Raw genomic sequence first — 25,382 nt, 5'->3', positions numbered from 1 at the left:
CCCCACCCCGATGCCCGACTGAGCCCTCACCCCATCACAGCGTGCCGTAGCTGTGCAAACCGCTCAGGAACATGTTCACCCCCAGAAACGCGAACGTGGTCACCGCCAGGCCCACCAGCGCCCACCAGGCCGACACGGTGCCGCGCAGCCCCTTCATCAGTCGCATGTGCAGCCAGGCGGCGTAGTTGAGCCAGACGATCAGCGCCCAGGTTTCCTTCGGGTCCCAGCTCCAGTAGCCGCCCCAGGCCTCGGCCGCCCACAGCGCGCCGAGCACGGTAGCAATGGTGAAGAACGCAAAGCCCACGGCGATGGACTTGTACATCACGTCGTCCAGGATCTCAAACGAGGGGAGGCGCGCCGCGATGCGCTTGCGGCCCAGCAGGATGCCAGCCACGATGAAAGCCGAAATGCCGAAGTACACCATCCAGTAGCTGCCACCGTTCTCGGTCGCGCCTTGACGGAACACGATGGGCTCGAAACACAGCACCACGCCCAGCAGCCACAGCGGCGCCAGCTTGTACCAGCGGGTTTCGGTGGCCTGCTGCTTGATGAGGTAGGCAAAGGCCACCATGGCGGCCAGCGCAAACGTGCCGTAGCCGATGAAGTTGGCGGGCACATGCAGCTTCATCCACCAGCTCTTGAGGGCAGGCACCAGGGGCTGGATCTCGTGCGCTTCGCGCACCACGGTGTACCAGAGCAGGAAGCCCACGGCGGCACTGACTACCAACATCACGAACCCGCCCAGTGCACGCGTGTCGTACTGCTGTTCGTAATACAGGTAGAACGCCGCCGTCATCCAGCAGAACAGCACGAACACCTCGTACAAATTACTCACAGGAATGTGGCCGATGTCCGGGCCGATGAGGTAGCTTTCGTACCAGCGCACCAGCGTGCCGATGAGCGCCATGGCCACGGCCACCCAGGCAATGCGCGAGCCCAGCATGCTCATGGTGCGGCCCTCGCCGCGGGAGAACATGCCCACCCAGTAAAAGATGGTGCTCATGAAGAACAGCATGCTCATCCACAGGATGGCAGATTGGCTCGACAGGAAATACTTGAGGCCGAACACCGTATCGGCCCGCGCCAGACTACCCGCACCGTCTTGCTGGTACAGGCCGATGGCCAACAGCGCCACCGCAGCCACGATCAGCATCAGCGCGCGCAAGGGGCGCCAGAACCAGCCCAGCCAGATCGTGCACGGAATGGCACCCAGCAAAATACCTTTCTCGTAGACGTCCATGAAGGCGCCGTAGCGCTGCAACGCATACAGCCCGCCCACGGCCACGATGGCGGCAAACAGCCAGTCGAACCAGTTGCGGCGGGCAAAAAAACCCTCGTTCAGGGTGATCGTGGTGGCCGTGGAGGAAGAAGTCGCGGTATTCATGCGGTGCCTTCGCGGGGCGATGCCCCGATCAGTTTTTGTGCGAGCTGGACAAACTCCTGGTCGCCGTCCATGGTCTTGCGGTTGGTGGACAGGGCCATGGTGGCCTGGGTACGCCCGTCCTGCGGCGCCACCCAGACCCAGACGCGCCGTTCGCGCACGTAGAGCATGGCAAAAACGCCCAGGATCAGCAAGGCACATCCCAGATAGACAACATTCTTGCCAGGGGCTCGCGCCACCTGGAAAACACTGGCCTGTACCTGGGTGAAGTCCTTGAGTTCAAACGCCAGCGGTGCGGGGTAGATCTGCGCGTCGCTGAGCGAGAGCACGGCCTGCGTCATGAAGCCCTGCGTCTGGTCGTCCTGCGGAAGCGGCGGCAGGCCCGCACGCTGGCGCGACAACTGCGCCACCTCGAACAGCGTGCCGTTCAAAATGCGCACCAGCACCTCACCCGCCCGCGCGCGCTCGGCCTCGGGCACGTTGGCCTCCATGAAGTCGGACACAGCCTGCAGGCCACCAGTGGGCTTGCCATCGACCATACCCTGGCCTGCGAAGAGGGCCAAGGCCCGCAGTGCAGACTGCTGCAGCTGCTCGGCCAGATCCGGGCGCGAGGTGTCGATGGCCTGCGCCACATAGCGGCGCACGGCCTGCTCGCGCGCCGCGGGGTCGGCCAGGGTGGCCTTCATGCGAACGAAACCGTCCATGCTGCCCTTGTCATCGGCTGGCACCCGCAGGTACCGGAATGGCTCTGCAGGGGTTTCGCGCACGCCCAGCAGAAACACCGGCACGCCGTCGCCCGTGTCCACAGGCAGCATGTAGTTGTGGAACTCACGCGCCTGGCCCGCTGCGTCCCGAAGCTTGTAACTCACGCTCGGGCCCACGTTGCGCAGTTCTTTTTTGGTGACGGTCTTGTTGGCAGCGCCCAGGCGGGATTCCACCGACTCGCGCAGGTCCACCTTGCGCACATCCACACCACTGCCACCGGGGCCTGCAGCCCCGAAGTTCTCGACATTGATGGTACGCAGTGCTGTGAACTCCAGCGTCAGCGTCTCGCTGCCAGGGCCGCCGCCGTTGTTGGTCAGCTGGGTGGAATTGCCGACCACTCCTTCGACCTCAATGGGCTTGGCGCCTGCCACCATGGGCACGCCGCGCAGCTTAAGGTGCGAGCCGCCGTCGTCAAAACTCGACTGGTAGATCTCGATGCCTTTGTAGCTGGCCGGGTGGTTCACCTCCACACGCGCGGGCGTCTTCTCGCCCGTGGCCTTGTCGTGGATGATGATCTCGCTGGCAAACAGCTTGGGCATGCCGGTGGAGTAGTGCTCCACGATGAACTTCTTGAGCTCGATGGCAAACGGCAGGTCCTGCAGCAGCACGCCGTCGGACTGATTCAGGATGGCCGTGCTCGATTGTGTGCCCTCAGCCACCAGCAGGTTGCCCCGAAAGGTGGGGTTGCGCTCGGAAAGCCGGTGCTCGGGCTTCACATCGGCAATCAGGCCGCCGCCCTGATACGGTGTCTTGCCCCCCAGCAACATCTGGGCGCGCACGATGAGATCGCCGTCCAGCAGACCGCCCACACACACCAGCACGATGGCACTGTGCGCGGCGATGTAGCCCAGCTTGTTGGCAGCACCCGCCTTGGCCGCCACCATCCAGCCGGTGCCGGGGCCAGCGGTGGTGTCGCGCTGCTGCAGGCGCACCTTCCATCCGCCACCGGCCAGCAGGGTGCCAATGCGGCGAGCCTCGACCTCGGCAGAACCGCTAAGCGTTGCCTCGGCCTTGTGGTGAAAGGCTTTCAGGCTTTGTTCGCGGATGTTTTCCTTGTAGACCTTGAGGTCAATGAGGATCTTGGGCGTGTTGCGGGCGATGCACAGCGATGTACTGATCACCAGAAACGCCAGGATCAGCAAGAACCACCAGGCGCTGTAGACCGCATTGAGCTGGATGGCGCCAAACAACTCCGCCCAGAAAGGACCGAACTGGTTGACGTAGTTGACCGCTGGCTCGTGCTGCTTGAGCACCGTGCCGATCACCGAGGCAATGCAGATCACCGTCAGCAGCGAGATCGCGAACCGCATGGAGGACAGCAGCTCGATCCCGGCGCGCCAGGCCTGGGAACCAGACTGGATGCGAAGGCCTTGGGTGTTATCGGACATGGATGAAAAAGAAAGGAGACGGCGAGGAGGCGCGAGAGAAGGAAAGAAAAAGGGCGGGACCATCTGTGCGATGGGCCCGCCCGTTTTGGGATTGTTATTGGCGGTAGGTTCCGTGCAACCCGGTCTAGCGGGCCACAAGATTGACGAAAATCAAGTCAATCAGCGCAGGCCAGCGATGTAGTCCGCCACGGCCTTGATTTCCTTGTCGTTCAGCTTGGCCGCCACCTGCGTCATCTGGGTGCTGTTGGCACGCGAGCCATCGCGGAAGGTGTTGAGCTGGGCCACGGTGTAGTCAGCGTGCTGACCCGACAGGCGGGGGTACTGGGCAGGGATGCCTGCGCCATTGGGGCTGTGGCAGCCAGCGCAGGCAGCGATCTGGCGGTCGGCGATGCCGCCACGGTAGATGCGCTCCCCCAGGGAGACCAGGTTCTTGTCCTTGGCGAAACCGGGTTTGGCCGCCTTGGAAGCCACCCAGTACGAAATGTTCTTCATGTCCTCGTCCGACAGCGCGGTGGCGAAACCCTTCATGATGGCGTTGTTGCGCTTGCCGGACTTGAATTCCTGCAACTGCTTGACCAGGTATTCGGGGTGTTGCTGCGACAGCTTGGGGTTGGCCGCAATGGCCGAATTGCCATCGGCGCCATGGCAGGCAGCACACACTGCGGTGTAGCTGGCCTCGCCTTTGACGAGATCCGGCTTGGCCGCTTTGGGGGCATCGCCCGCCGCATAGGCCGAAAAAACAGGTGCTGCCAGTGCGGCAGCCGTCAGCAAAGAGGCGAGCAACTTCATATCGAGGGTCTGTGTTTATGTGCGCAAAACCTCGCGATTCTACAATGAGGCTCCCAAGCCTCCCAATATTCCATGACGACCTCTTCCACCGCGCCAGTTGCTGGCTCCCTTCCGCCCGCTCCCGACGCCAAGATCGCCATGGGCTGGATGCACACCGCCAGGTTCCTGACCACGGCCGCCCAGCTGCACCACCTGCCGCCCATCCATGTGCCCGAGATCGCTTTTGTGGGCCGCTCCAACGCGGGCAAATCCACGTGCATCAACACGCTCACGCAGCAAAAGCAGCTGGCCTTCGCCTCCAAACGGCCCGGGCGCACGCAGCACATCAACCTTTTCTCACTGGGCAAGCACGGCGCGACCGATGCGGTGCTGGCCGATCTGCCCGGCTACGGCTACGCGAAGGTGTCGAGGTCCGACAAGGTGCGTTGGCAGCAGGTGATGGTCAATTACCTGGTGAGCCGCCCTGGACTCACCGGCATCGTCTTGCTGTGTGACCCCCGGCTGGGATTGACCGAGCTGGACGAGGCCTTGCTTGAAGTGCTGCGACCACGGGTCGAAGAAGGCCTGAAATTCCTGATCGTGCTCACCAAGGCGGACAAGCTCACACGCTCGGAGCAAGCCAAGATCCTGTCGATTACGCGACTGAACGCAGCCGGCGGAGAGGTGATGATGTTCTCGGCCCTCAAGAAACAAGGCGTGGACGAGGTGGCACAGCTGCTGTGGCAGTGGGCGCACCCGGTGCAAGCCTCGGGCGACGCAGCCCCTGCCCCCGCCGTTGAGCCCCCAGAGCTCGGTGATTCTGAGGATATTCAGTCAAATTAGGCCCTAGCGCTTATCCATCAAGCGCTATTAGCTATTAAATGCATAGCGCCATGATCCAGACCGTCTCCGCTCCCCTGCCCCACGGAACCACCCTGCACTGCCGCGTAAGCGGCGTGGCGGGCCGCCCTGTGCTGCTGTTTTTGCACGGCTTCCCAGAGGGTGCCTTCATCTGGGATGAGCTGCTGCTGCACTTTTCCCGCCCCGAAAACGGTGGCTACCACTGCGTGGCGCCCTACCTGCGCGGGTTTGGCCCCTCCAGCAGCCCCGCCGAAGTGGATGCCTACCGTGCCAAGCATCTGGTGCAGGACCTGGTGGCGCTGATTGCCCACGAATGCCCCGGCGGCGCGCTGGAATGCCTGGTGGCGCACGACTGGGGCGGCGCCGTGGCCTGGAACCTGGCCAATCAGCAGCCGCAGCTCATGAAGCGGCTGGCCATCATCAACTCCCCCCACCCTGGCGCCTTTGTGCGAGAGTTGGCACACAACGCTGCGCAGCAGGCGGGCAGCCAGTACATGCACTTCCTGTGCAGGCCTGATGCCGAAGCCCTGCTGGCCGAGGACGACTTTCGCCGCCTGTTCGCATTTTTCAACGCCCCAGACGGCAGCGCCCCCACGTGGCTGACCGAGAGCGTGCGCGCCCAGTACCGCGCGCTGTGGCAGCAGGGCCTGACGGGTGCCTGCAACTACTACCGCGCCAGCCCCCTGCGCCCACCCCGCGAGGGTGACCCGGGCGCGCAGGCCATCACCCTGCCCGAATCCATGTTGACGGTGACGGTGCCCACGCTGGTCCTGTGGGGCATGGACGACCCGGCCCTGCTGCCCGGCCTGCTCGACGGCCTGCCGGGCTGGGTGCCGCAGCTGCAGCTGCGGCAGGTGGAGAAGGCCTCGCACTGGATCGTGCACGAGCACCCTGAGCGCGTGGCCCTGGAACTGCAGCGATTTTTGCAATCAAAATGATAGCTACCAGCGCTTGACAGATAGGCGCCAGATGCTGATTTGACTCAAATTTTCAGGCGTAAAAAGACGGTTCGCCTTCGGGCCGTGTCTTGAAACGCTTGTGCACCCAGTAGTACTGCTCGGGCATGGTGTTGATGACGGCCTGCAGCTCGTGGTTCATGCGCAGGGTGTCGGCCTCGGCATCGTCGGTGGGGTAGTTCGCCCAGGCGGGCGAGACCTCGGCCACGTAGCCTGTGGGCGTCATGCGCGAATACACGCCCACCACCTTGGCCCGCCCCAGCCGCGCAAACCGCGACAGCGACGGGATGGTGGCCGCCGTCACGCCGTAGAACGGCACAAACACCGAATCATTGCGCCCGTAGTCCATGTCGGGCAGCAGGTATAGCAGGCCGCCCTTGCGCAGGTTGGCGATGATGGGTTTGACGCCGTCCGAGCGGTTGAGCATGCGCACGTCGCCAAAACGCTGGCGCCCGGCCATGAACCAGCCGTCCACCGCCGGATCGGGATGGGTGGCAAAAATGGACGTGAACGCTCGGCCCGAATGCAGCGGCAGCGCCAGGCCACCCGCGTCCATGCCATAGAAGTGCGGGGCAAACAGGATGGTGGGCGTGTCGCCGTCGAGCTCGTGTACGGCACCTCTGAGTTGCACGCGCCGCTCGACCACCTCGCGGGGCGCGGCCCAGAGCCAGCTGCGGTCCAGCCAGGTCTGGCAGAACACCACAAAACTGGCGCGCGCCACGGCGCGGCGGCGCGCCTCGGTCCAGTCCGGAAAACACAACTCCAGGTTGCGCAGCGCCACCTTGCGCCGGGGCGCCACCAGCACAAAGGCCACCTGCCCCAGCAGCCACCCCATGCCGCGCAGCACGGGCAGCGGCAGGTGCGCCAGCACCCGCATGAACCACACACCCAGGCGGCCCGTCATACGGCAGCTCCCGCAGCAGGCGATGCCTCGGCGCGCGGCTGCTTGTAGCGGGCATAGCCCCACAGGTATTGCTCGGGGCACTGGCGGATAAGGTGTTCCATGGCCTGGTTGATCTGCACAACGGCAACGTCCAACTGGTCCGACAGCGGTTGCGCCAGCGGCTCGAAATGGGTGACAAAACCACGGCCCCAGGGCAGCCGCTCGCAGCGCACCAGCACAACGGCAGCACCCGTCTGCTGCGCCAGGCGCACGGCCAGGGTCATGGTGTAGGCATCGCGGCCAAAAAACGGCGCCCAAAGGCCCTGCCCGTCCGGCGGGACCTGGTCGGGCAGCAGCCCCACGGCCTCACCCCGCCGCAGGGCCTTGATCATCTGGCGCACACCCGCCAGTGTGGTGGGCACGGCCAGCATGCCGGGCCGGTTGCGCGCGGTCTCCATCACCTTGGCCAGCCAGGCCTGGCGCGCGGGGCGGTACAGCACGGTGATGGGGCCGCGCTCCGCGCTCCAGCGCCGGGCCGCCGCCTGGGCCGACAGCTCGAAGCACCCCTGGTGCGGCGTGAGGTACAAAATGCCGCGCCCGGCCGCATACGCCTGCTCCACACAGGCCTCGCCTTCGATGCGGCAGGGCAGTGGCGCCCCCAGCCAGAGGCGCGGCAGCTCGGCCACCATGCGGCCGGCATGGGCCACAGAGGCACGCACGTCGCCGAGCGAATACCCTGCCAGGGCCGAATTGGCCAGAAAGCGACGCCGGTACGTGGGCGACGCACAAAACGCAATCCACCCCATGGCCGCGCCCATGATGTGCAGCAACCACAGTGGAAATACGGAAAAGAATCGAAAGACGACTGGCATTAAAATGACGGGGTCGCTGAGTTAAATGAGCAACTTGCAGGGCGACGTTAAAAAAATCTGCTAAAGCGTTCGCCAGATCTCCTTCGGGGTGAGGGCAACGCCCCAAATGCCGGAACACAGGAGTTTATTCAAATGGCGAACGACTTTCTCTTTACCTCGGAATCCGTCTCCGAAGGCCACCCCGACAAGGTGGCCGATCAGATCTCGGACGCGATTCTCGATGCAATCTTCAAGCAAGACCCCCGCAGCCGCGTGGCGGCCGAAACGCTGACCAACACCGGCCTCGTCGTGCTGGCGGGCGAAATCACCACCAACGCCCACGTGGACTACATCCAGGTGGCGCGCGACACCATCAAGCGCATCGGATACGACAACACCGACTACGGCATCGACTACAAGGGTTGCGCCGTGCTCGTGGCCTATGACAAGCAGTCCAACGACATCGCCCAGGGCGTGGACCACGCGAGCGACGACCACCTGAACACCGGCGCCGGCGACCAGGGCCTGATGTTCGGCTACGCCTGCGACGAAACGCCCGAGCTGATGCCCGCGCCCATCTACTACGCGCACCGCCTCGTCGAGCGCCAGGCCCAGCTGCGCAAGGACGGCCGCCTGCCGTTCCTGCGCCCCGATGCCAAGTCGCAAGTGACGATGCGCTACGTGGACGGCAAGCCCCACAGCATCGACACCGTGGTGCTCTCCACCCAGCACCACCCCGACCAGAGCGAAACGCAAACCAAGATGAAGGCTTCGTTCACCGAAGCCATCATCGAAGAGATCATCAAGCCCGTGCTGCCCAAGGAATGGCTGCAAAACACCCGCTACCTGATCAACCCCACGGGCCGTTTTGTCATCGGCGGCCCGCAAGGCGACTGTGGCCTGACCGGCCGCAAGATCATCGTGGACACCTACGGCGGTGCCTGCCCCCACGGCGGCGGCGCCTTCAGCGGCAAGGACCCAACGAAGGTGGACCGCTCGGCAGCCTACGCTGCCCGCTATGTGGCCAAGAACATCGTGGCCGCAGGCCTGGCGCGCCAGTGCCAGATCCAGGTGGCGTATGCCATCGGCGTGGCCGAGCCCATGAACATCACGGTCTACACAGAAGGCACGGGCGTGGTGTCGGACGAGCGTCTGGCAGCGCTGGTGCGTGAGCATTTCGACCTGCGCCCCAAGGGCATCATCCAGATGCTGGACCTGCTGCGCCCGATCTATGAGAAGACCGCAGCCTACGGCCACTTCGGCCGCGAAGAGCCCGAATTCAGCTGGGAGAAGACCGATAAAGCTGCTGCGCTGCGCGCTGCAGCCGGGCTGTAAAGCCCGCCGCGCGATAGCGCGGTTTTCGGTCTGCGGGCGAAGCTCATATCGCGTCAGCGATGTGAGCGCAGACCAAAAGACCGTCAGAGCCGTCCCACCTCCAAAGCCGCAACGCTCCGCGTTGCGGCTTTTCTTTTGACGCTTCACCACCGCCCGCCAGCGGCCCTCTCCTACACCCACCGCCCGCCCGCACTGACGGCGCTGCCGACGGCCCCTCGGTATCGTTCCTGCACACCCTTTCGCAGCCCCGCGCTGCCTGAACATCCACTGCAAGGAGCGACCACCATGCTGAAGTACGCCATCATTTTTGCCCTGATCTCCCTGGTCGCCGGTGCCCTGGGATTCAGCGGAGTCGCCGCAGGCGCGGCGGGCATCGCCAAGGTGCTGTTTGTGCTGTTCCTGGTGATTGCCGTGGTGTTTGTGGTGCTGGCCGTCATCGGCGTGGGCGCCGCGCGCAAGGTACTCAAGTAACCCACCGCACCTTTGTCACAGCCCCACATTCCCCACACAGCCGCACCATGACCGACACCACCAATATTTTTGAAGCCCTGCGCGAGAGCCACGACCGCCAACGAGCGCTGTACACCGCACTCACCGACACCAGCGGAGACACCCCTGAGCGGCGCGAGCTGTTTGACCAGCTCAAGCAGGAACTGACGGCCCATGAGCGGGCTGAGGAACGGCATTTTTATATTCCGCTGATGGCGCACGACGCGGGCATCGACCTGTCCCGCCACGCCATTTCAGAGCACCACCAGCTCGATGAACTGCTGGAGTCACTGGAAGAGGCAGATCCGGCCACCCCCAGCTGGCTGCCGCTGGCCAAGAAACTGGCGGAGAAGGTGGAACACCACCTCAAGGAAGAAGAACACCGCTTCTTCCAGATGGCTGGCAAGCTGCTGACGGAGAAGCAAAAAACCGCGCTGGCGGCGGACTACCGGGCTGACTATGAGGAGGCCAAGGCCGCCATGGCCTGAGCGTGCCGGGCTCTGCCCGGAGACACGCAAGGGGTCATACGGACTCTTCGGCCTGCACCACGCAGTTGCGACCGCTGGACTTGGCCTTGTACAGCGCCGTGTCCGCGCGCTTGATCAGGGCGTGGCTGTCTTCCTTGTGGTCCCAGGTGGCCACGCCAAAACTGGCGCTGACATGGCCCACCGCGTCGAACGGCACGCCTGCAATGCGCGCGCGCACCGCCTCGGCCATGGCCATGGCGGCATCCACCGGGGTTTCCTTGAGCAGGATGATGAACTCCTCGCCCCCGAAACGCGCAGCGCAGTCGGACGACCGCAGAAGTTCGCGCACGCGCAGCGCCGTGCTCTTGAGCACCACATCGCCCGAGTCATGCCCAAAGGTATCGTTGATGCGTTTGAAAAAGTCGATGTCAAACATCACCACCGACAGACTGCCCTTCTTGATGCGGGTGTCGGCCATCTCGGTCTCCAGCCTCTCAAAGAAGCGGCGGCGGTTGACCAGGTCCGTCAGGAAGTCCTTGGTGGCCAGGTCTTCCAGCTTGCGGTTGAGCCGCGCCATGGGCTCAATCACCAGCGACGACAGCGACAGGTTGAGCCCGACGAAAAGCAGCACAAAACTACCCACCAGCGCCGCCATCACCGTGTTGAAGGTCTGACGCGCCTTCTCCAGCGGGAAATACATCGGCACCTTCACCACCTGGATGCCCACCGTCTCGTTCATGCCCCAGCCAAAGCCGTTCTTGTCGCCATAGACCTTGAGCATGGTGGGCGGCGCCACGGCCGGTGTGCTGTGACAGGCCATGCATTGCGCCTGCTTGATGGTGATGGGGCGGGCCACGTACATGGCGCGGTGCATGCCCTCGCCCACCTCGCCGGTGACCTCTTTCTTGAGGTCGGCCCGGCCTTCGCGGAAGTCGCCGATGATGCGTTCCTCCCACTCGTTGGCACGGTCGCGCAGGTTGGTGGGGTTGAGCACCGCCTCCTTGTACTCATAGCCCGGAAACCGGTTCTGCAGGCGGCGCAGGGTTTCGGTGGCCGCATAGGCAGGCACCGTCTGTGGCAGGAATTTCTCGGCCAGCGTCACGTCCAGGTGGGGCTTGACCAGCTCTGTCGTGTAGTCGCGGATCGCCATGGCCGCGTGCATCATGATCTGCGAGTTGTGCTGCACCTCCTCGATGGCCGACTGCTGCAGAAAGCGGTGTACATAGACTCCTGCCCCCGCCGCTGCCACCAGCAGCACGGCCGCCAGCACCAGGTTGAATTTGAGCCGCAAAGACATGGATTTCCCTTAGGTGCCAGCGTTGTGCCGGCTTGTTGTTGGTGGTGCAACGGCAGCCATCCTGGCCCGCGCGACGCACCCACCGTTCGTGGGACACAAAGTTTGCGTTTGTGCCAGATTTCCGTGCGGCGGTCCAATAGTTTGTGCGCTAAGCCCGCGCTACAGCCCGCGCGCGCTCAGCGACAGATTGCGCCGGTAGGCCGGGCGCACCCGGTACAGCTGCGCGGGCCGGTGGGCGCCGCCGCCTTGCAGTGCTCCCGGCACCGGCTCCAGCATGGCCAACTCGTCCATCTTGCGGCGAAAACTCACTTTGTTGACCGGCTCGCCCAGCACCGCCTCGTACACAGCCTGCAGCTGCGGCAGCGTGAACGGCTCGGCGCACAGGTGCACGGGCATGGACGAATACTGGCTTTTGCTGCGCACGCGGGCCACGGCGGCATCGACCATGGCACGGTGGTCAAAAGGCAGCGCAGGCAATTCGGCCAGGGGTACCAGCGTTAGCGGTGCCTGCTCCAGCACCTCAGGCGGCACCAGGGCACAGTAAGCGACGGCCAGCGACCAGCCCCGGGGGTCGCGCACCGGGCCGGAGAAGGTGGCCAACTGCTCCAGGTACGGGCTCTGCAAGCCCGCCTTGTCGCGCAGCACCCGGGCCGCGCTGGCCTGGGCATCGACATCTTCTTGCGCATGGATGTAGCCACCCGGCAGCGCCAGAGCCCCGGCAAACGGCGCGCGCTCACGGCGCAACAGGGCCACTTGCAACGCCCCTTGCTGCAAGGTCAGCAACACCACATCGACGGTACAGATCACAGTGGGCAAAGCGGATTCGGTCATGCGCCGAGTTTGTCACAAGCATGAACAAACCGGCACCCAGATCGCGAACCACATTCCCTAGCGCAAATTCTTTGAGACCACTACGAAACAAGTGCTTTCAACTCAGTTAGTTTATTTTTTTTACTAACATGATTACACTGCATCCAACAACCCAGGAGAAGACCATGCCCCGCAACATCCAGCTGCTGGTGATTGACCCGCAAAACGACTTTTGCGACCTGCCTGCCGCATGGCAGCCTGTGGATGCGCTCACCGGCCAGCACACCGCCCCCACACTGCCCGTGCCGGGTGCCCATGCCGACATGCAGCGCCTGGCCGCCTTCATTCACGCGCACGGAGTGCCGCTCGACGGAACCACGGTCACGCTTGACTACCAACAGCGCTTCGACATCGCCCATCCCGGTTTCTAGTAGGCCGGTTCGGTTTAAGTCAGGCGCCAACCATCACAAGCAAAGGCAAAACATGACCCTCCTCACATTCTCAGAAGCGCTTCAGGAAGCACAGTCGTTCAGCACCAAACATCTCATGCTCGGTAACGGCTTCAGCATCGCATGTAGGCCACATATATTTGCCTACGGCAAGCTATTCGAGCAAGCCGATTTTTCGACAATCTCTCCAACTGCAAAACATGCTTTTGCGGCGCTAGGTACGCAGGACTTTGAGAAGGTCATTAAAGCTTTGCGCGACGCGAGTGCAATAACGACCGCCTATGGGGGTCCACCAGCACTTGCAGCAGCCTTGGCTGCGGATGCTGACGGACTCCGGGAATTGCTGGTGCAAACCATTGCGGCGACACACCCATCCTGGCCCGGAGACCTTTCTGAAGATGAGTACCAATCCTGCAGAAGTTTTCTACGCAACTTCGACAACATCTACACACTCAACTACGACCTTCTGCTCTACTGGGTGCAGATGCATACAGAGGAAGGCGCTGAGCCAACATCAGATGACGGCTTCCGAAAACCCGAGGACGCCTTTGACTCCGCCTATGTCGTGTGGGAACCAAGCCAGAGCCACGAGCAAAACATGTGGTTCCTTCATGGTGCGTTGCATGTATTCGACGCAGGGATTGAAATCCAAAAATACACATGGCGAAACACAGGAATTCGCCTGATTGATCAGATACGAGATGCCCTGCACAAAAACTACTTTCCGCTTTTTGTATCGGAAGGAACAAGCGCGGAGAAGTACGAACGCATTAGACACAACGACTATTTAGCGAAGGCCTATCGGAGCTTTAGCTCCATCAAAGGCGCATTGTTCATCTACGGTCATTCACTTGCAGAGAACGACGACCACTATCTGCGGTGCATCAAAAAGGGAAAGCTATCGCAGCTATATGTGGGGTTGTACGGGGACCCGAACTTAGCCTCTAACAAATTCATCATGCGTCGAGCGGCAGAGCTCACAAATAGTCGAAGTGCGAGGAATCCGCTCAATGTGAGTTACTTTGATGCTGGTAGTGCCAAGGTATGGGGAAAGTGACAGCCATGAGATCGCCCAATGTTGGAGATCAACTTTCCCAAAAAAGCGAAAGACATTTGAAAAATCTGTGGCACGAATAGGTTGACGACTTCTACAACCAGCCGCTCCATTCAAATCGCTACGGCGGGACGCCACGTGACGAAGACATCTATTTGGTCCCAGCAAGAAGCCGTCAACCTGACGAAGGACGCAAGTTGATCTTCTTATGACAGCCACGGGAAAAGACACACCATGCTCCGCATCACCATCGCCCAACTCAACTTCACCGTCGGTGACATCGAAGGCAACGTGGCCCGCATGGTGGCCGCCGCGCAGCAGGCGGCGCGCGAACAGGCCAACATCATCGTGTTCAGCGAGCTGTCGCTGTGCGGCTACTACCCCGGCGACATGCTGGAGGAAACCGGCTTTCAGCAACGCATCGAAGCCGGTATCTCCGCGTTACAACAGGCCTCTGCTGAATTACCCCAGCTGCACTGGGTGTTGGGCGCGCCCACACCCGCGCACGGCCCCGGCAAGCGCTTGCACAACAGCCTGCTGGTGCTGCAAGGCGGGGCTGTGCGCCTGCAATACGCCAAGCAGCTGCTGCCCACCTACAACATCTTTGACGAGCGCCGCCACTTCGAGCCCGGACCAGACGTGGCCAAGGTGCTGCGCATCGGCAGCACGCAGGTGGGCCTGCTGATCTGCGAAGACGGCTGGAACGACCACGGCGCCGACTACGCCACCAACCCTTTCGAGCGCATGCGCGACGCCGCGCCCGACCTGGTGGTGAGCATCAACGCCAGTCCCAGCCACACTGGAAAACGCGAGCAGCGCCACCAGATCTTTGCCGACGCCGCGCGCCGCCACGGCCTGCCGATCCTGTACGTGAATCAGATCGGTGGGCACGACCAGGTGGTGTACGACGGCGCATCGTTCGCGGCCGAGCCCGATGCGGGTGTCGTCTTTGAAGCGCAGCGGTTTGTGGAAGACGTGTGCACGCTGCAGTTCGACAACGGGCATTTTCTGAGCGCGGAAGGCGCACGCCCCGCCCCCGTGCCCGCACAGGGTCTGCCCACCATGGACTTCTACCGCCAGCAGATCGTGCTGGGCCTGCGTGACTACGCACGGCGCTGCGGCTTTACGCAGGTGGTGGTGGGCAGCTCGGGCGGCATCGACAGCGCGCTGACGCTCGCCTTGGCCGTGGAAGCGCTGGGTGCGGACAACGTGGTCGGCATCACCATGCCCTCGCGCTACTCCAGCAGCGGCTCGGTCGATGATTCGGTGGCGTTGTGCAACAACCTCGGCGTGCGGCTCTTCACCCACCCGATTGCCGAGCTGGTGGCGGGCTATGCGCAGCAGTTCGAGGCCAGCTTTGGCCAACCGCTGCAAGGCCTGCCGCTCGAAAATCTGCAGGCGCGCATTCGCGGAACGGTGCTGATGGAGTACTCCAACGCCTTCGGCCACCTGCTGCTCACCACGGGCAACAAGAGCGAAATCTCGGTGGGCTACTGCACGCTGTATGGGGACACCAACGGCGGCCTGGGCTTGATTGGCGACCTCTACAAGACAGAGGTGTTTGCCCTTTCACGCCACGTCAACGAACACGCCGGGCGCGCGCTGATCCCGCAGGCCATCATCGACAAGGAACCCTCGGCCGAACTGGCACCCGGCCAGCGCGATGTGGACAGCCTGCCACCCTACCCCGTGCTCGACGAAGTGCTCAAGCTGCTCATCGAAGGCGACCGCCTTTCTGCCGCGGAGCACGCGTCGGCCCAGAATTTTGTCGCCCAGCTGCAAACCGACGACGCGGGCCGCGCCCTGGTGCAACGCGTGCGCATGATGGTGGCGCGCAACGAATACAAGCGCCGTCAGGCCCCGCCCATCGTGCGCGTGCGGGCACGGGCCTTTGGCAGTGGGCGGCAGATGCCTATTGCTGCGCGGTATGTGTAATACGGCTCCAGGGTAAAATTACTACCAAAAAGATAGCTGCTAGCGCTTTACAGATAAGCGCTAGCGACCAAAAACACTTAAAAATCACCCGATAACGACTGGAGACACATGGTCGATACCGCCATCTACATCGGGCGTTTTGAACCCGTGCACAACGGCCACATGGCGCTGCTGCAGCGCGCGCTCGACAGCGCGCAGCAGGTCATCGTGGTGGTGGGCTCGGCCTGGCAGGCGCGCTCGCCCAAGAACCCCTTCACCTGGCCAGAGCGCGAGGCCATGCTGCGCAATGCGTTGCCCGAGGTCGACCGCAGCCGCATGGTGGTCCTGCCCATGCGCGACTACTACAACGAGGCGGTCTGGGTGCAGGCCGTGCGCCAGGGCGTGGCGCGGCTGACGACACCCGGTGCGCGGATCGGTCTGGTGGGCCACTTCAAGGACGCCACCAGCGGCTACCTGAGCGCGTTCCCGGGCTGGGAGCTGATCCATGTGGAGCGCCAGGGCCCCATCGACGCCACCGCCATCCGCGACGCCTGGTTTGGCGCCACACCCGACACGGTGCAGTCTGCTCTCGCCCCCCTGGCCGACCAGATGCCTGCCAGCACCCTGGCCACGCTGACCGAGTTTGCGCAGACCCCGCACTACCTGGCGCTGCAGCAGGAGTGGCAGATGCTGCGCGGCTACCGCCAGGCCTGGGCCGCCGCACCCTACCCACCCGTCTTCGTGACGGTGGACGCGGTGCTGCGCTGCCAGGACCATGTGCTGCTGATCCGCCGCGCACACGCACCCGGCAAGGGCCAGCTGGCCGTGCCCGGTGGCTTCATCGAACAGCGCGAAACGGTGTGGCAGTCCTGCCTGCGCGAACTGGTGGAAGAAACCCACTGCCACCTGCCCGAGGCCACCATGCGCGCCGCGCTGCAGTCCGTGGCCGTGTTCGACCACCCCGACCGCAGCCAGCGCGGCCGCACCATCACGCATGCGCACTACTTCGACCTGGGGGACGCGCCGTTTCCGCTGGTGCAGGCCGATGACGACGCGATGCTGGTGCAGTGGACACGCATCGACCAGCTGGCGGGGATGGAAGAAGAGTTCTTTGAAGACCACTTCCACATGCTGAACCACTTTCTGGGGCTGACGGAGCTGCACTGACAACGTGCAGCCAGACTTCAAGCAAGAACAGCCTCTAGCGCTTATCCAATAAGCGCATAAAGCTATTATTTGAATAGCATCAAGTCCCAGCCCTCTCCAGCATGGCATGCAGCAGCACGTTGCACCCGGCCTCGATGTGCTCGGGTTTCGCATCCTCGATCTCGTTGTGGCTGATGCCGTCCTTGCAGGGGATGAAGATCATGCCGCTGGGCGCCAGCTTGGCCATGTAGACCGCGTCGTGCCCCGCACCCGAGACAGCGGGCATGTGGCTGTAGCCCAGCTTGGCTGCGGCGCGGCCCACGGCCTCCACACACTCGGGCTGGAAGAGTTGCGCGGGATAGCTCGACACCATCTCGATGTGCACCTGCACACCGTGCTCCTTGGCCACCTGGTCGGCGAAGGCCTTGACCTCAGCGGCCATGGCGTCCACCAGCGCATCGGTGCTGTTGCGCAGGTCGATGCTGAACTTGACCCGGCCCGGAATCACGTTGCGGCTGTTGGGGAACACCTGCACCATGCCCACGGTGCCGCGCCCGTGCGGCGGGTGGCGGTGGGCGGCAGCGACTACGTCTTGCATGATGCGTGTGGCGGCCAGCATCGCGTCCTTGCGCAGGGCCATGGGCGTGGGGCCTGCGTGGGCTTCCATGCCGGTCACGGTGCAGTCGAACCAGCGAATGCCGAGCACGCCGCTGACCACGCCGATGGTCTTGTCGTTGTCTTCCAGCACGGGGCCTTGTTCGATGTGGGTTTCAAAATAGGCGCCGATGGGGTGGTCGCCGGGCTCCTGGTCTCCGATGTAGCCGATGCGCTCGAGTTCGCCCTTCACCGTCTTGCCTTCGGTGTCGGTGGCGGCGTAGGCGTGCTCCAGCGTGAAGGCTTTGGCGAACACGCCGGAGCCCATCATCACGGGCACGAAACGGCTGCCTTCTTCGTTGGTCCAGAAGGCGACTTCGATGGGGGCCTCGGTCTCGATGCCGTGGTCATTCAGCGTTCGCACGACCTCGATGCCCGCGAGCACACCGTAGTTGCCGTCGAACTTGCCGCCGGTGGGCTGGGTGTCGATGTGGCTGCCGGTCATGATGGGGGGCAGGTTGTTGTTGCGCCCGGGGCGGCGCATGAAGCCGTTGCCGATCTTGTCGATGGTGACAGTCATGCCCGCTTCGCGCGCCCAGCGGGTCACGAGGTCACGGCCCTGCTTGTCCAGGTCGGTGAGGGTCAAGCGGCACACGCCGCCCTTGGGGGTGGCGCCGATCTGCGCCAGCTCCATGAGCGACGACCACAGGCGGTCTCCGTTGATGCGCAGGGTTTCGATGTCGGTCTTTGCGGAGGGGTTCATGGTGACTTTGGGCAATGGCTTCAGGTGGGCTTACAGGGCGTCGAGCGGGTAGACCGGGCGGCGCAGGTTCTGGTAGGGAAACAGGCTGTGGTCGGAGCTCGTGGGGCCCGGGCTGTCGCACTCCACCAAGCCCGCCGACAACGGCACGAAGACAGGCCTGCAGTACATGCGCGACTTGAGCAGCAGGTAGCGGTACGTGGTGGGGTCGAGGCCCACGCAGGAGAACACACCCAGATCCCAGGGCTCGTGGGGCTGCTCCACCACCACGATCTGCGTGTGGCCCAGGTCCAGCCACACAGCCCGCCCCATCGAACAGCGCTGGCCTGTGTAGATGGGGCCGGTGACGGTGTAGCTGCCATCGCTGATAGCCCGCACAGTGCCCTGTACCGGCACAGGATCTTTGTGCAGACCAAGCTGGGTTAACGGCACCTTGTTGCCCAGGCGCAGCGACACTTGCGCGCCCACCCCGGCCGCCACGAGCTCGGCCACGGCCTGCGGATCGCACAGCGGCCCGGTGGCAATGTCCTCCAGGCCTTGCGCCCACGCCGCCTGCAAGACATCCATGGTGTCGCAGGTCCCACCCGACATGCAGTTGTCGCTGTGATCGAGCAGCAGCACGGGCTTGTCGGCACCTTGCGCCATGGCGGCAGCACGGTCGAACGCCGCATTCAGAGGTTCACTCAGGTACACGTAATCGGTGCGCTCATTCCATATCTGGCTTGCCACCTGCTCCAGGGCCACAGCGGCCTGCGCTTCACCGTCAGCAGTAGCTTCGACAGTGGCGACCACGCTCATGCAAGGCGCAGGAATGTCAGCGAGGCAGAACCCGGCAAACACCGTCATGCCCGGCACTCCCTCACGCTCCGCTTCGGTTGCGGCCGCCACGGCGCGCGCCATGGCGCCGTTGAGCGTGGTGCTGCGCAGCGTATGGCTCATCAATGGCAATTGCTTCCAGCGGATGGCCCATTGGCGCCCCTCCTGGAGCATCTGCAGCACCAGACGCGCCACATGCGCACCCGTCTCGTACATGTCGATGTGCGGATAGGTCTTGAAGCCCACCATCACATCGGCGTTGTCCACCATGGCCTGCGTGATGTTGCCGTGCAGGTCGAGCGCCACGCCCAGCGGCACACCCGGTGCAGCGGCACGCACGCGCGCTAGCAGGTCGCCTTCGCCATCGGGTGTGCTCTGCACCACCATGGCCCCGTGCAGGTCCAGCAGGATCGCGTCGCAACCGGGAGCCGCCGCCACGATGCGGTCTGTCAGGACGCGATAGGCCTCGGCATCGACCGTGCCGCTGGGATTGGCCGTGGCAGAAACTGGCGTGATGCACTGCGCCCCGAGGCGCTGCGCCGCATCGATGAACGCCGCCATCGCGGTGCGCATACCCTTGTTGGCCTGGAACGCCGCGTCGTCATAGTCAGGCGCAAACGATGCCAGCGGCGTGGCGACGGGTGAAAAGGTATTGGTCTCGTGGTTGAGACGCGCGATCAGAAATTTCATGACAGCTCGCAATGCAAATCAGACCAGGCCAACGCCCAGATAACGGTCCTTGACCTCTTCGTCGGCCAGGAAGGTGGCGTTGTCCGCCGTGTAGACAATGCGGCCCTGCTCCAGCACGCAATGCCTGTCTGCCAGTTGCGTGCAGACCTCCAGGTTCTGCTCCACCAGCAGGATGGCCACTCCGGCCGCCTTGATGGTCTTGAGCTGGGACACGATCTCTTCAACGATTACCGGAGCGAGCCCTTCCACGGGCTCGTCCAGCATCAGCAGCTTGGGGTTGTTCATCAGCGCCCGCCCGATGGCCAGCATCTGCTGCTCGCCCCCGGACAACTGGCCGCCGCCGTTGGTGCGCCGCTCCTTGAGGCGCGGGAAGATGCGGTAGACATCGTCAAGCTGCCATGGTGAGCGTTTGCGCTGCCCAAGCAGCAGGTTTTCTTCCACCGTCAGCAGCTTGAAGATGCCGCGGTGTTCCGGTACCAGGCACACGCCCTGGCTGGCGATGACGTGGGGAGGCAACCCCTGCACCGGCTTGCCGGCAAACCGGATGCTGCCGCTGGTGGAAGGCACCACCCCGACGATGCTCTTGAGCGTGGTCGTCTTGCCGGCGCCATTGCGCCCCAGCAAGGTGACCAGCTCACCATCGCCCACCTCAAAACTCACCCCTTGCAGCACGTGGCTTTTGCCGTAATGGGCGTGAATGTTGTCCAGCGCGAGAATCATGCTTTCCCCCCCGTGATCATGTTGCCCAGATAGGCCGTGCGCACCCGGTCATCGCTGCGGATGTCGTGCGGCAGGCCTTCGGCCAGCACACGCCCCATCTGCATCACCGTCACCGTGTCCGAGATATCCATCACGATGTTCATGTTGTGCTCGATCAGGACCACGGTGTGCTGGTCACGAAGGCTCTTGATGAGACGCTTCATCTCTTCCAGGTCATCAATGCCCATGCCCGATGTAGGCTCGTCCAGAAAGATGGCCTTGGGCCGCGCCGACAAGGCCATGCCGACCTCCAGCCGGCGCTGCTGCCCGTGTGACAGGTTGCCGGCCGGCGTGTCGGCCAGTGACTCCAGCCCCACCTTTGCAAGAACGGCTTCGACCACTTCCTTCTGCGCACGTGCGCCCACCGGCTCGTGCCAGGGGTTCAGCGCGTGCATGGGGGCCACACCCTGTGCGCCCAGGCGCAGGTTCTCCCGCACCGACAGCGTGAGGAACAGGCTGGTGACCTGAAACGAACGCGCAATGCCCCGTTGCACACGGCGGTAGTCGGGCTCGTCCGTCACATCCTGGCCGTCAAACAGGATGCGCCCGCCACTTACGGTCTTGGTGCCTGTGAGCATGTGAAACAGCGTGGTCTTGCCAGCGCCGTTCGGACCGATCACGGAGTGCACAGTGTTGGCGCGCACCTGCAGGCTCACGCCGCCCAGAGCGGCGAACTTGCCGTAGTGCTTTTCGACATCGATGGCCTCCAGCAGGATCGGAGACTTGGTGTTCATGCCTGTTCTCCCTTGGCCGCTGCAGCCGTTGGTGTATTGCGCTGTCCCTGCAGCTTGCGCCACAGCATTTCACCCAGGCCCCACAGCCCGCGCTGCATCCACAGGCTGACGGCGATCAACGCCACACCCAACAGCAGCAGCCATCGCGGCCACAACTGGGACAGCCAGTCCGCCAGCAGCAGGTAGAACGCCGAGCCCAGCAACGAGGCGAACAGATTGCCGGTACCGCCGATCACGGTCATGATCAGAATCATCTCGCTGGTGTGCAGCTCGGCGTTGGACAGCGGGGCCAGCCCCGTCATCATGGCGTGCAATGCCCCTGCCAGCCCCGTGACCGCACCCGAAATCACAAACGCCTGCAGCTTGAGCAAACGCAGGTTGTAGCCAATGGCCGCAGCGCGCTCCTCGTTGTCGCGCACTGCCAGCAGCGTGCGGCCAAACGTGGAGTTGGACACCTTGAGCAACAGCCAGAAAACGACCAGGAACAGCAGCGACACAAAGCCATAGAACTGCCATGGCGTGGCCAGCGTCCACAGGTCTGCACCAAACAGCGTGAGGTTTGGGCGCGGCACGTCCATCAAGCCGTTGTCGCCGCCCGTGAGATCGGTCGCTGTGTAGGCAATGAAGTAAAACATCTGCGAGAAGGCCAGCGTCAGCATCACGAAATAGGTCCCTCGCTGACGGATGGCCACCCAGCCGACTAGGGCAGCGCCCAGTGCGCCCATCAATGTTGCCAGCAGCAACGCCAGCGGCATGGGCACCGCCCAGCGGCTCAGCATCAGCGCCACCGTGTAGCTGCCCAGACCGAAGAAGATGCCCTGCCCGAAAGACAGCAGGCCCGTGAAGCCCAGCAGCAGATTGCAGCCCATGGCAGCCAGCGCAAAGATCAGCACTTCACTGGCCAGAGAACCGGAATGCATGAGCAACGGCATGGTCAGAACCACCACAGCCGCCAGGATGAAATGGGTGTATTTTTTCATGTGCTTCACTCCTTGCGACCCAGCAGGCCGTGAGGCCTCAGCAACAACACGGCGCCCATGGCGATGTAAATCATCAGGCGAGCGCCTTCGGGCCACAGCGTGCTCATCACGCTTTGCACGATGCCGATCATGAGCCCACCCAGCAGTGCTCCGCCAAAGCTGCCAAGCCCTCCGACCACCACCACCACGAAGGCCACGGCAAGCGCCTCCACGCCCATGAAGGGCTCGGCTCCGCGTATCGGAGAGGCCAGCACCCCGGCCAGGGCCGCTGTGGCGGCTCCCAGCCCAAACACCAGACTGAAGATCCGCAACACGTTGATTCCCAGCAACGAGACCATCTCGGTGGACTCGCTGCCCGCACGCACGGCACTGCCCAGGCGCGTGCCCTCCAGCACCCACCACAGCAGCACAGCGAGCACCGCCGTGAAGCCAATCACAAACAGGCGGTACTTGGGGTAGATGAAGCTGCCCCACATCACCACCCCTTGAAGCGCATCGGGCACGGCCACACTGTCGCCCAAGGGGCCCCATTGCAGGATCACCAGCTCCTGCGCTGCAAGGGCCAGACCCACGGTGACCAGGATGTGAAACTCATGCGCTGACGCGTACACATGGCGCAAGACCAGCTTCTCCGTCGCCCAGCCAATGAAGCCGACAACCAAAGGGACGACCAGCAACGCCAACCAGAAGCTCATGCCCCAACGCGTCATCTGATAGCAGAAATAGGCGCCGATCAGATAGAACGCTCCATGGGCAAAGTTCACAAATCGCAGCAGACCAAAAACAATGGACAGGCCGACTGCCAACAGGAAATACAGCATGCCGATGCCGATCCCGTTGATAACCTGTAGCAGATAGATATTCATACAGTGCTCGGGCAACAGACCCAGCAGGCCGCCATGGGGCGGCCCCTGGGTTCACCAGTTTTGGAATGGCGCGGCGGTTGCGGCTTGCAGGTAGCCGCCCGCCACGCAGGCCTTGCTGACTGTCAGGCGCGCTTGCAGCCTGTCTTGTCCACCGGCAGGAACGACTTGCCCGAACTGAGCACATCCACGTAGTCGTCCTTGTTCTTCATCTTCGACTTGGCTTTGCCCTTGAGCAGGTAGTAGTTCTTGATGACCTGGTGGTCTTCTTTGCGTACCTCTTCTTCGCCCGTCAGGCCCTGGTACTTGTGTCCCTCGAGTGCGGCGATCACGGCCTTCTGCTCGACCGAGTTGGCCTTGATGATGCCGTCGATCAGCAGCTTGGTGCAGATGTACGAGCCCGCGAGGCTGTAGTTGGGATTGATCTTGAGCTTGTCATTGGTGCGTTTGACCAGATCGCGATTGAGTTCGGAATCCACGGTGTGCCAGTACTGGGCGCCGAAGTAGATGCCGTCGCAGAGGTCGGCGCCCAGCGATTCGAACTGTTCCAGGCCCGAAGCCCAGGCCACCAGAATCGTCATGTTCTTGTGCATGCCAAAGCTCACCGCCTGGCGCAGCGTGTCAGCGCATTGCGCGCCAAAGTTCAGCAACAGCAGTACATCGGGTTTGGCCGCGATCGCGTTGGTGATGTAGCCGCTGAACTCCTTTTCCGCGAGCGAGTGGTAGCTGTTGCCCACATGCTCGATGTCCTTTTCCTTGAAGATGTTCTTGGCTGCCGACAGAAGGCCATCGCCAAAGACGTACTGCGGGGTGATGGTGTACCAGCGCTTGGCCTTGGGCATGGACTCAATCAGCGGTCGCACAGTCTGCTCGACCGCGCCGAAGGTCGGCACCGACCAACGGAAAGTCGCCACATTGCAGTCCGTGCCCGTGAGTTCGTCAGCCCCGGCAGTGGTGACAAACAGGCCTCCGGCCTTCTCGGCCTCCTTGCCCATGGCCAGGGCCTCGCCCGACAGAATGCCGCCCGCGAAGAAGCGCGCACCTTGCTGCTGCGCCGCTTCCTGCACTTTGCGCACAGCGGTGGCGGGCTTGCCCTCGGTGTCTAGCAGGGTGTAGGCCAGCGGACGATTCAGTGCCTTGCCATATTGCTCAATGGCCAGCTTCATGCCCAAATCGGCAAACTTGCCGTTCGCCGCAAACGGGCCCGACATGGGCACGGGACAACCGAACTGAATGGCGCCAGCGGCCTGTGCAAACGCACTGCGGGTCAGGCCCATGGACGCAGCCAGCGCTGACAGTGCCGAGACTTGCAATATTTGACGACGTTGCATGAAGGACTCCCTTGAAGGTGAATGGATGGATCGCGTGATTTGCGGCCTCCATAGTGCGCAGCAAAGGGACTTCGTGAACTTTCACGATCTTTCATTTGGATTCATGCGCATCAAGGGTTAACCCTATATTGCACCAAGAGGGTTTCTCCACGCACCGCGACTGCGCACGCAACTGCCCGCCATGCACCATGAAGTGCCTGGAAGGCGGAGTCCGAAGCGTCGGGATTGCGAGACAACGCGGCACCAGGCCGTGCACTCGCCGGCATGCACTCAGTGCAGGCGGGAGACGTCCTGGGTGATTTGCGCGTCAGCTGTGAACACGTAGCCGATCTGGTGAAGGGTCTTCACGGGCAGTGGTTCCGCAAAGGCTTCTGCTGCCTTCTTGCGCAAGCGCGTGAGAAGCAGGTTCAGGCGTTCTGCGCCGTTCTGGGCGCGCGCGCCGAACAGATGATCGCTCAGCTCGCGCTTGGAGACTTGCTGGCCCTGCGCACGCAAGAGCTGCTGGAAAAACATGAACTCATGGGTCGTCAGTTTGAGCTGTTTGCCGTGCGGCGAGCTCAGCGTCCAGTCCTTGACCGCAAGGACCCATGCGGGCGCCGGAGCATTTTGAGCGCGAACTGAAATGTCCAGGCCGGATGCCGCCGTGCGCGGCGCCAGGCGGTTGGCAGTCGCATCAATGTTCGCAGCCAGCTCCCGCAGGTTGACAGGCTTGACCAGGTAACGATCTGCGCCGGCACGCATGCCGGCAAGTCGGTCATTGAGGGCATCGCGAGCGCTCAGAATGATCACACCCACCTCAGGCCTGGACTTGAGCAGCGAGGCCACGCTCAGGCCATCTTCGCCCGGCAGCCCCAGGTCAAGAATCACCACATCCACGGGCCGCACCGTGAATCCCTTGTAGAAGGCTTCCGCACTCTCGGCGCCCCAGACGCTGTAGCCAGAATCGAGCAGGAACTCTTCGATGCTGTGCAACTGGTCCGAGTCGTCCTCAACAATGGCGATGTGGGGTTTTTGTTGGGTCATGCGGGAAGTGCCTTCGGT

At 63.2% G+C, this 25,382-nt stretch carries 23 protein-coding genes and 1 pseudogene; 9 read left to right on the top strand and 15 right to left on the bottom strand.

From position 1 onward, the window contains the following. Positions 1-34: 34 nt before the first annotated feature. From ccsB to AC2YJX_RS06470, 3 genes are all read right to left on the bottom strand, one after another. Complete coding sequence (ccsB, locus tag AC2YJX_RS06480) at positions 35-1,384, bottom strand: c-type cytochrome biogenesis protein CcsB (RefSeq protein ID WP_121507460.1); 1,350 nt, start codon at positions 1,382-1,384, stop codon at positions 35-37. Further along, positions 1,381-3,534, bottom strand: coding sequence for a cytochrome c biogenesis protein ResB (locus AC2YJX_RS06475; protein ID WP_487255593.1), 2,154 nt, complete (start codon positions 3,532-3,534; stop codon positions 1,381-1,383). The genes ccsB and AC2YJX_RS06475 overlap by 4 nt, the downstream gene beginning before the upstream one ends. Before the next feature lie 159 nt (positions 3,535-3,693). Next, positions 3,694-4,323 (bottom strand): c-type cytochrome, encoded by a 630-nt coding sequence (locus AC2YJX_RS06470; RefSeq protein ID WP_055399289.1) that lies wholly within the window; start codon positions 4,321-4,323, stop codon positions 3,694-3,696. Between the two features lie 72 nt (positions 4,324-4,395). Here AC2YJX_RS06470 and yihA point away from each other — a divergent pair, with 72 nt between their 5' ends. Further along, complete coding sequence (gene yihA / locus AC2YJX_RS06465; RefSeq protein WP_121422409.1) at positions 4,396-5,145, top strand: ribosome biogenesis GTP-binding protein YihA/YsxC; 750 nt, start codon at positions 4,396-4,398, stop codon at positions 5,143-5,145. 50 nt (positions 5,146-5,195) lie between these two features. Further along, positions 5,196-6,101, top strand: a complete 906-nt coding sequence (locus AC2YJX_RS06460; protein WP_487255592.1) for an alpha/beta fold hydrolase — start codon at positions 5,196-5,198, stop codon at positions 6,099-6,101. A gap of 52 nt (positions 6,102-6,153) precedes the next feature. On the opposite strand, the gene AC2YJX_RS06455 is transcribed toward AC2YJX_RS06460, so the two are convergent. Both AC2YJX_RS06455 and AC2YJX_RS06450 read right to left on the bottom strand, forming a co-directional pair. Then, positions 6,154-7,023 carry a lysophospholipid acyltransferase family protein gene (locus AC2YJX_RS06455; RefSeq protein ID WP_055399296.1) on the bottom strand — a complete coding sequence of 290 codons (870 nt, stop codon included), beginning with the start codon at positions 7,021-7,023 and terminating at the stop codon, positions 6,154-6,156. Further along, positions 7,020-7,874: a lysophospholipid acyltransferase family protein gene (locus AC2YJX_RS06450; protein ID WP_487255591.1), complete on the bottom strand. Its 855-nt coding sequence runs from the start codon at positions 7,872-7,874 to the stop codon at positions 7,020-7,022. Before AC2YJX_RS06450 ends, AC2YJX_RS06455 begins: the two co-directional genes overlap by 4 nt. A 132-nt stretch (positions 7,875-8,006) precedes the next feature. On the opposite strand from AC2YJX_RS06450, the gene metK reads away from it, so the two are divergent. The 3 genes from metK to AC2YJX_RS06435 all read left to right on the top strand — a co-directional run bounded on the left by metK (position 8,007) and on the right by AC2YJX_RS06435 (position 10,165). Continuing rightward, positions 8,007-9,188 carry a methionine adenosyltransferase gene (gene metK, locus AC2YJX_RS06445; RefSeq protein ID WP_056060126.1) on the top strand — a complete coding sequence of 394 codons (1,182 nt, stop codon included), beginning with the start codon at positions 8,007-8,009 and terminating at the stop codon, positions 9,186-9,188. A 285-nt stretch (positions 9,189-9,473) separates the two neighbouring features. Continuing rightward, positions 9,474-9,659, top strand: coding sequence for a DUF1328 domain-containing protein (locus AC2YJX_RS06440; RefSeq protein ID WP_055399302.1), 186 nt, complete (start codon positions 9,474-9,476; stop codon positions 9,657-9,659). A 47-nt stretch (positions 9,660-9,706) separates the two neighbouring features. After that, the gene (locus AC2YJX_RS06435; protein WP_487255590.1) at positions 9,707-10,165 is read left to right on the top strand and encodes a hemerythrin domain-containing protein; all 459 of its coding nucleotides are present in this window, start codon (positions 9,707-9,709) and stop codon (positions 10,163-10,165) included. Between the two features lie 34 nt (positions 10,166-10,199). Here AC2YJX_RS06435 and AC2YJX_RS06430 read toward each other — a convergent pair whose 3' ends face one another. Beyond that, a complete protein-coding gene (locus AC2YJX_RS06430; RefSeq protein ID WP_228898826.1) occupies positions 10,200-11,441 on the bottom strand; it encodes a diguanylate cyclase in 1,242 nt (413 codons plus the stop codon). Between the two features lie 159 nt (positions 11,442-11,600). Further along, complete coding sequence (locus tag AC2YJX_RS06425) at positions 11,601-12,272, bottom strand: NUDIX hydrolase (RefSeq protein ID WP_487255589.1); 672 nt, start codon at positions 12,270-12,272, stop codon at positions 11,601-11,603. 164 nt (positions 12,273-12,436) lie between these two features. Between AC2YJX_RS06425 and AC2YJX_RS06420 the strand changes: the two are divergent. The 4 genes and pseudogenes from AC2YJX_RS06420 to AC2YJX_RS06405 form a co-directional block, all read left to right on the top strand. After that, a pseudogene (locus AC2YJX_RS06420) lies at positions 12,437-12,679 on the top strand (cysteine hydrolase); the annotation flags it as partial. A gap of 55 nt (positions 12,680-12,734) precedes the next feature. Then, complete coding sequence (locus AC2YJX_RS06415) at positions 12,735-13,757, top strand: DUF4917 family protein (protein ID WP_487255588.1); 1,023 nt, start codon at positions 12,735-12,737, stop codon at positions 13,755-13,757. A 231-nt stretch (positions 13,758-13,988) separates the two neighbouring features. Then, entirely contained in the window at positions 13,989-15,689 is a 1,701-nt protein-coding gene (locus AC2YJX_RS06410) for an NAD+ synthase (RefSeq protein ID WP_487255587.1), read from the top strand. 108 nt (positions 15,690-15,797) lie between these two features. After that, positions 15,798-16,835, top strand: a complete 1,038-nt coding sequence (locus AC2YJX_RS06405) for a bifunctional nicotinamide-nucleotide adenylyltransferase/Nudix hydroxylase (RefSeq protein WP_487255586.1) — start codon at positions 15,798-15,800, stop codon at positions 16,833-16,835. Positions 16,836-16,914: 79 nt separating this feature from the next. On the opposite strand, the gene AC2YJX_RS06400 is transcribed toward AC2YJX_RS06405, so the two are convergent. The 8 genes from AC2YJX_RS06400 to AC2YJX_RS06365 form a co-directional block, all read right to left on the bottom strand. Further along, on the bottom strand, positions 16,915-18,171 hold the full coding sequence (locus tag AC2YJX_RS06400) for a Zn-dependent hydrolase (RefSeq protein WP_487255585.1): 1,257 nt from the start codon (positions 18,169-18,171) through the stop codon (positions 16,915-16,917). Positions 18,172-18,201: 30 nt separating this feature from the next. Continuing rightward, a complete protein-coding gene (locus AC2YJX_RS06395) occupies positions 18,202-19,674 on the bottom strand; it encodes a M81 family metallopeptidase (RefSeq protein WP_409860041.1) in 1,473 nt (490 codons plus the stop codon). An 18-nt stretch (positions 19,675-19,692) separates the two neighbouring features. Continuing rightward, complete coding sequence (locus AC2YJX_RS06390; protein WP_055399322.1) at positions 19,693-20,394, bottom strand: ABC transporter ATP-binding protein; 702 nt, start codon at positions 20,392-20,394, stop codon at positions 19,693-19,695. Next, the gene (locus AC2YJX_RS06385) at positions 20,391-21,167 is read right to left on the bottom strand and encodes an ABC transporter ATP-binding protein (RefSeq protein WP_487255584.1); all 777 of its coding nucleotides are present in this window, start codon (positions 21,165-21,167) and stop codon (positions 20,391-20,393) included. The genes AC2YJX_RS06390 and AC2YJX_RS06385 overlap by 4 nt, the downstream gene beginning before the upstream one ends. Next, positions 21,164-22,147: a branched-chain amino acid ABC transporter permease gene (locus AC2YJX_RS06380; protein WP_487255583.1), complete on the bottom strand. Its 984-nt coding sequence runs from the start codon at positions 22,145-22,147 to the stop codon at positions 21,164-21,166. The genes AC2YJX_RS06385 and AC2YJX_RS06380 overlap by 4 nt, the downstream gene beginning before the upstream one ends. A gap of 5 nt (positions 22,148-22,152) precedes the next feature. Continuing rightward, complete coding sequence (locus tag AC2YJX_RS06375) at positions 22,153-23,013, bottom strand: branched-chain amino acid ABC transporter permease (RefSeq protein WP_487255582.1); 861 nt, start codon at positions 23,011-23,013, stop codon at positions 22,153-22,155. A 122-nt stretch (positions 23,014-23,135) separates the two neighbouring features. Continuing rightward, the gene (locus tag AC2YJX_RS06370) at positions 23,136-24,341 is read right to left on the bottom strand and encodes an ABC transporter substrate-binding protein (protein ID WP_487255581.1); all 1,206 of its coding nucleotides are present in this window, start codon (positions 24,339-24,341) and stop codon (positions 23,136-23,138) included. A gap of 270 nt (positions 24,342-24,611) precedes the next feature. Then, positions 24,612-25,364: a response regulator gene (locus AC2YJX_RS06365; protein ID WP_487255580.1), complete on the bottom strand. Its 753-nt coding sequence runs from the start codon at positions 25,362-25,364 to the stop codon at positions 24,612-24,614. Positions 25,365-25,382: the final 18 nt, after the last annotated feature.

The sequence above is a fragment of the Acidovorax sp. SRI_002 genome (assembly GCF_057586455.1).
Note: the sequence above shows the minus strand (reverse complement) of the source record. Positions and strands in the feature narration are given on the sequence as shown.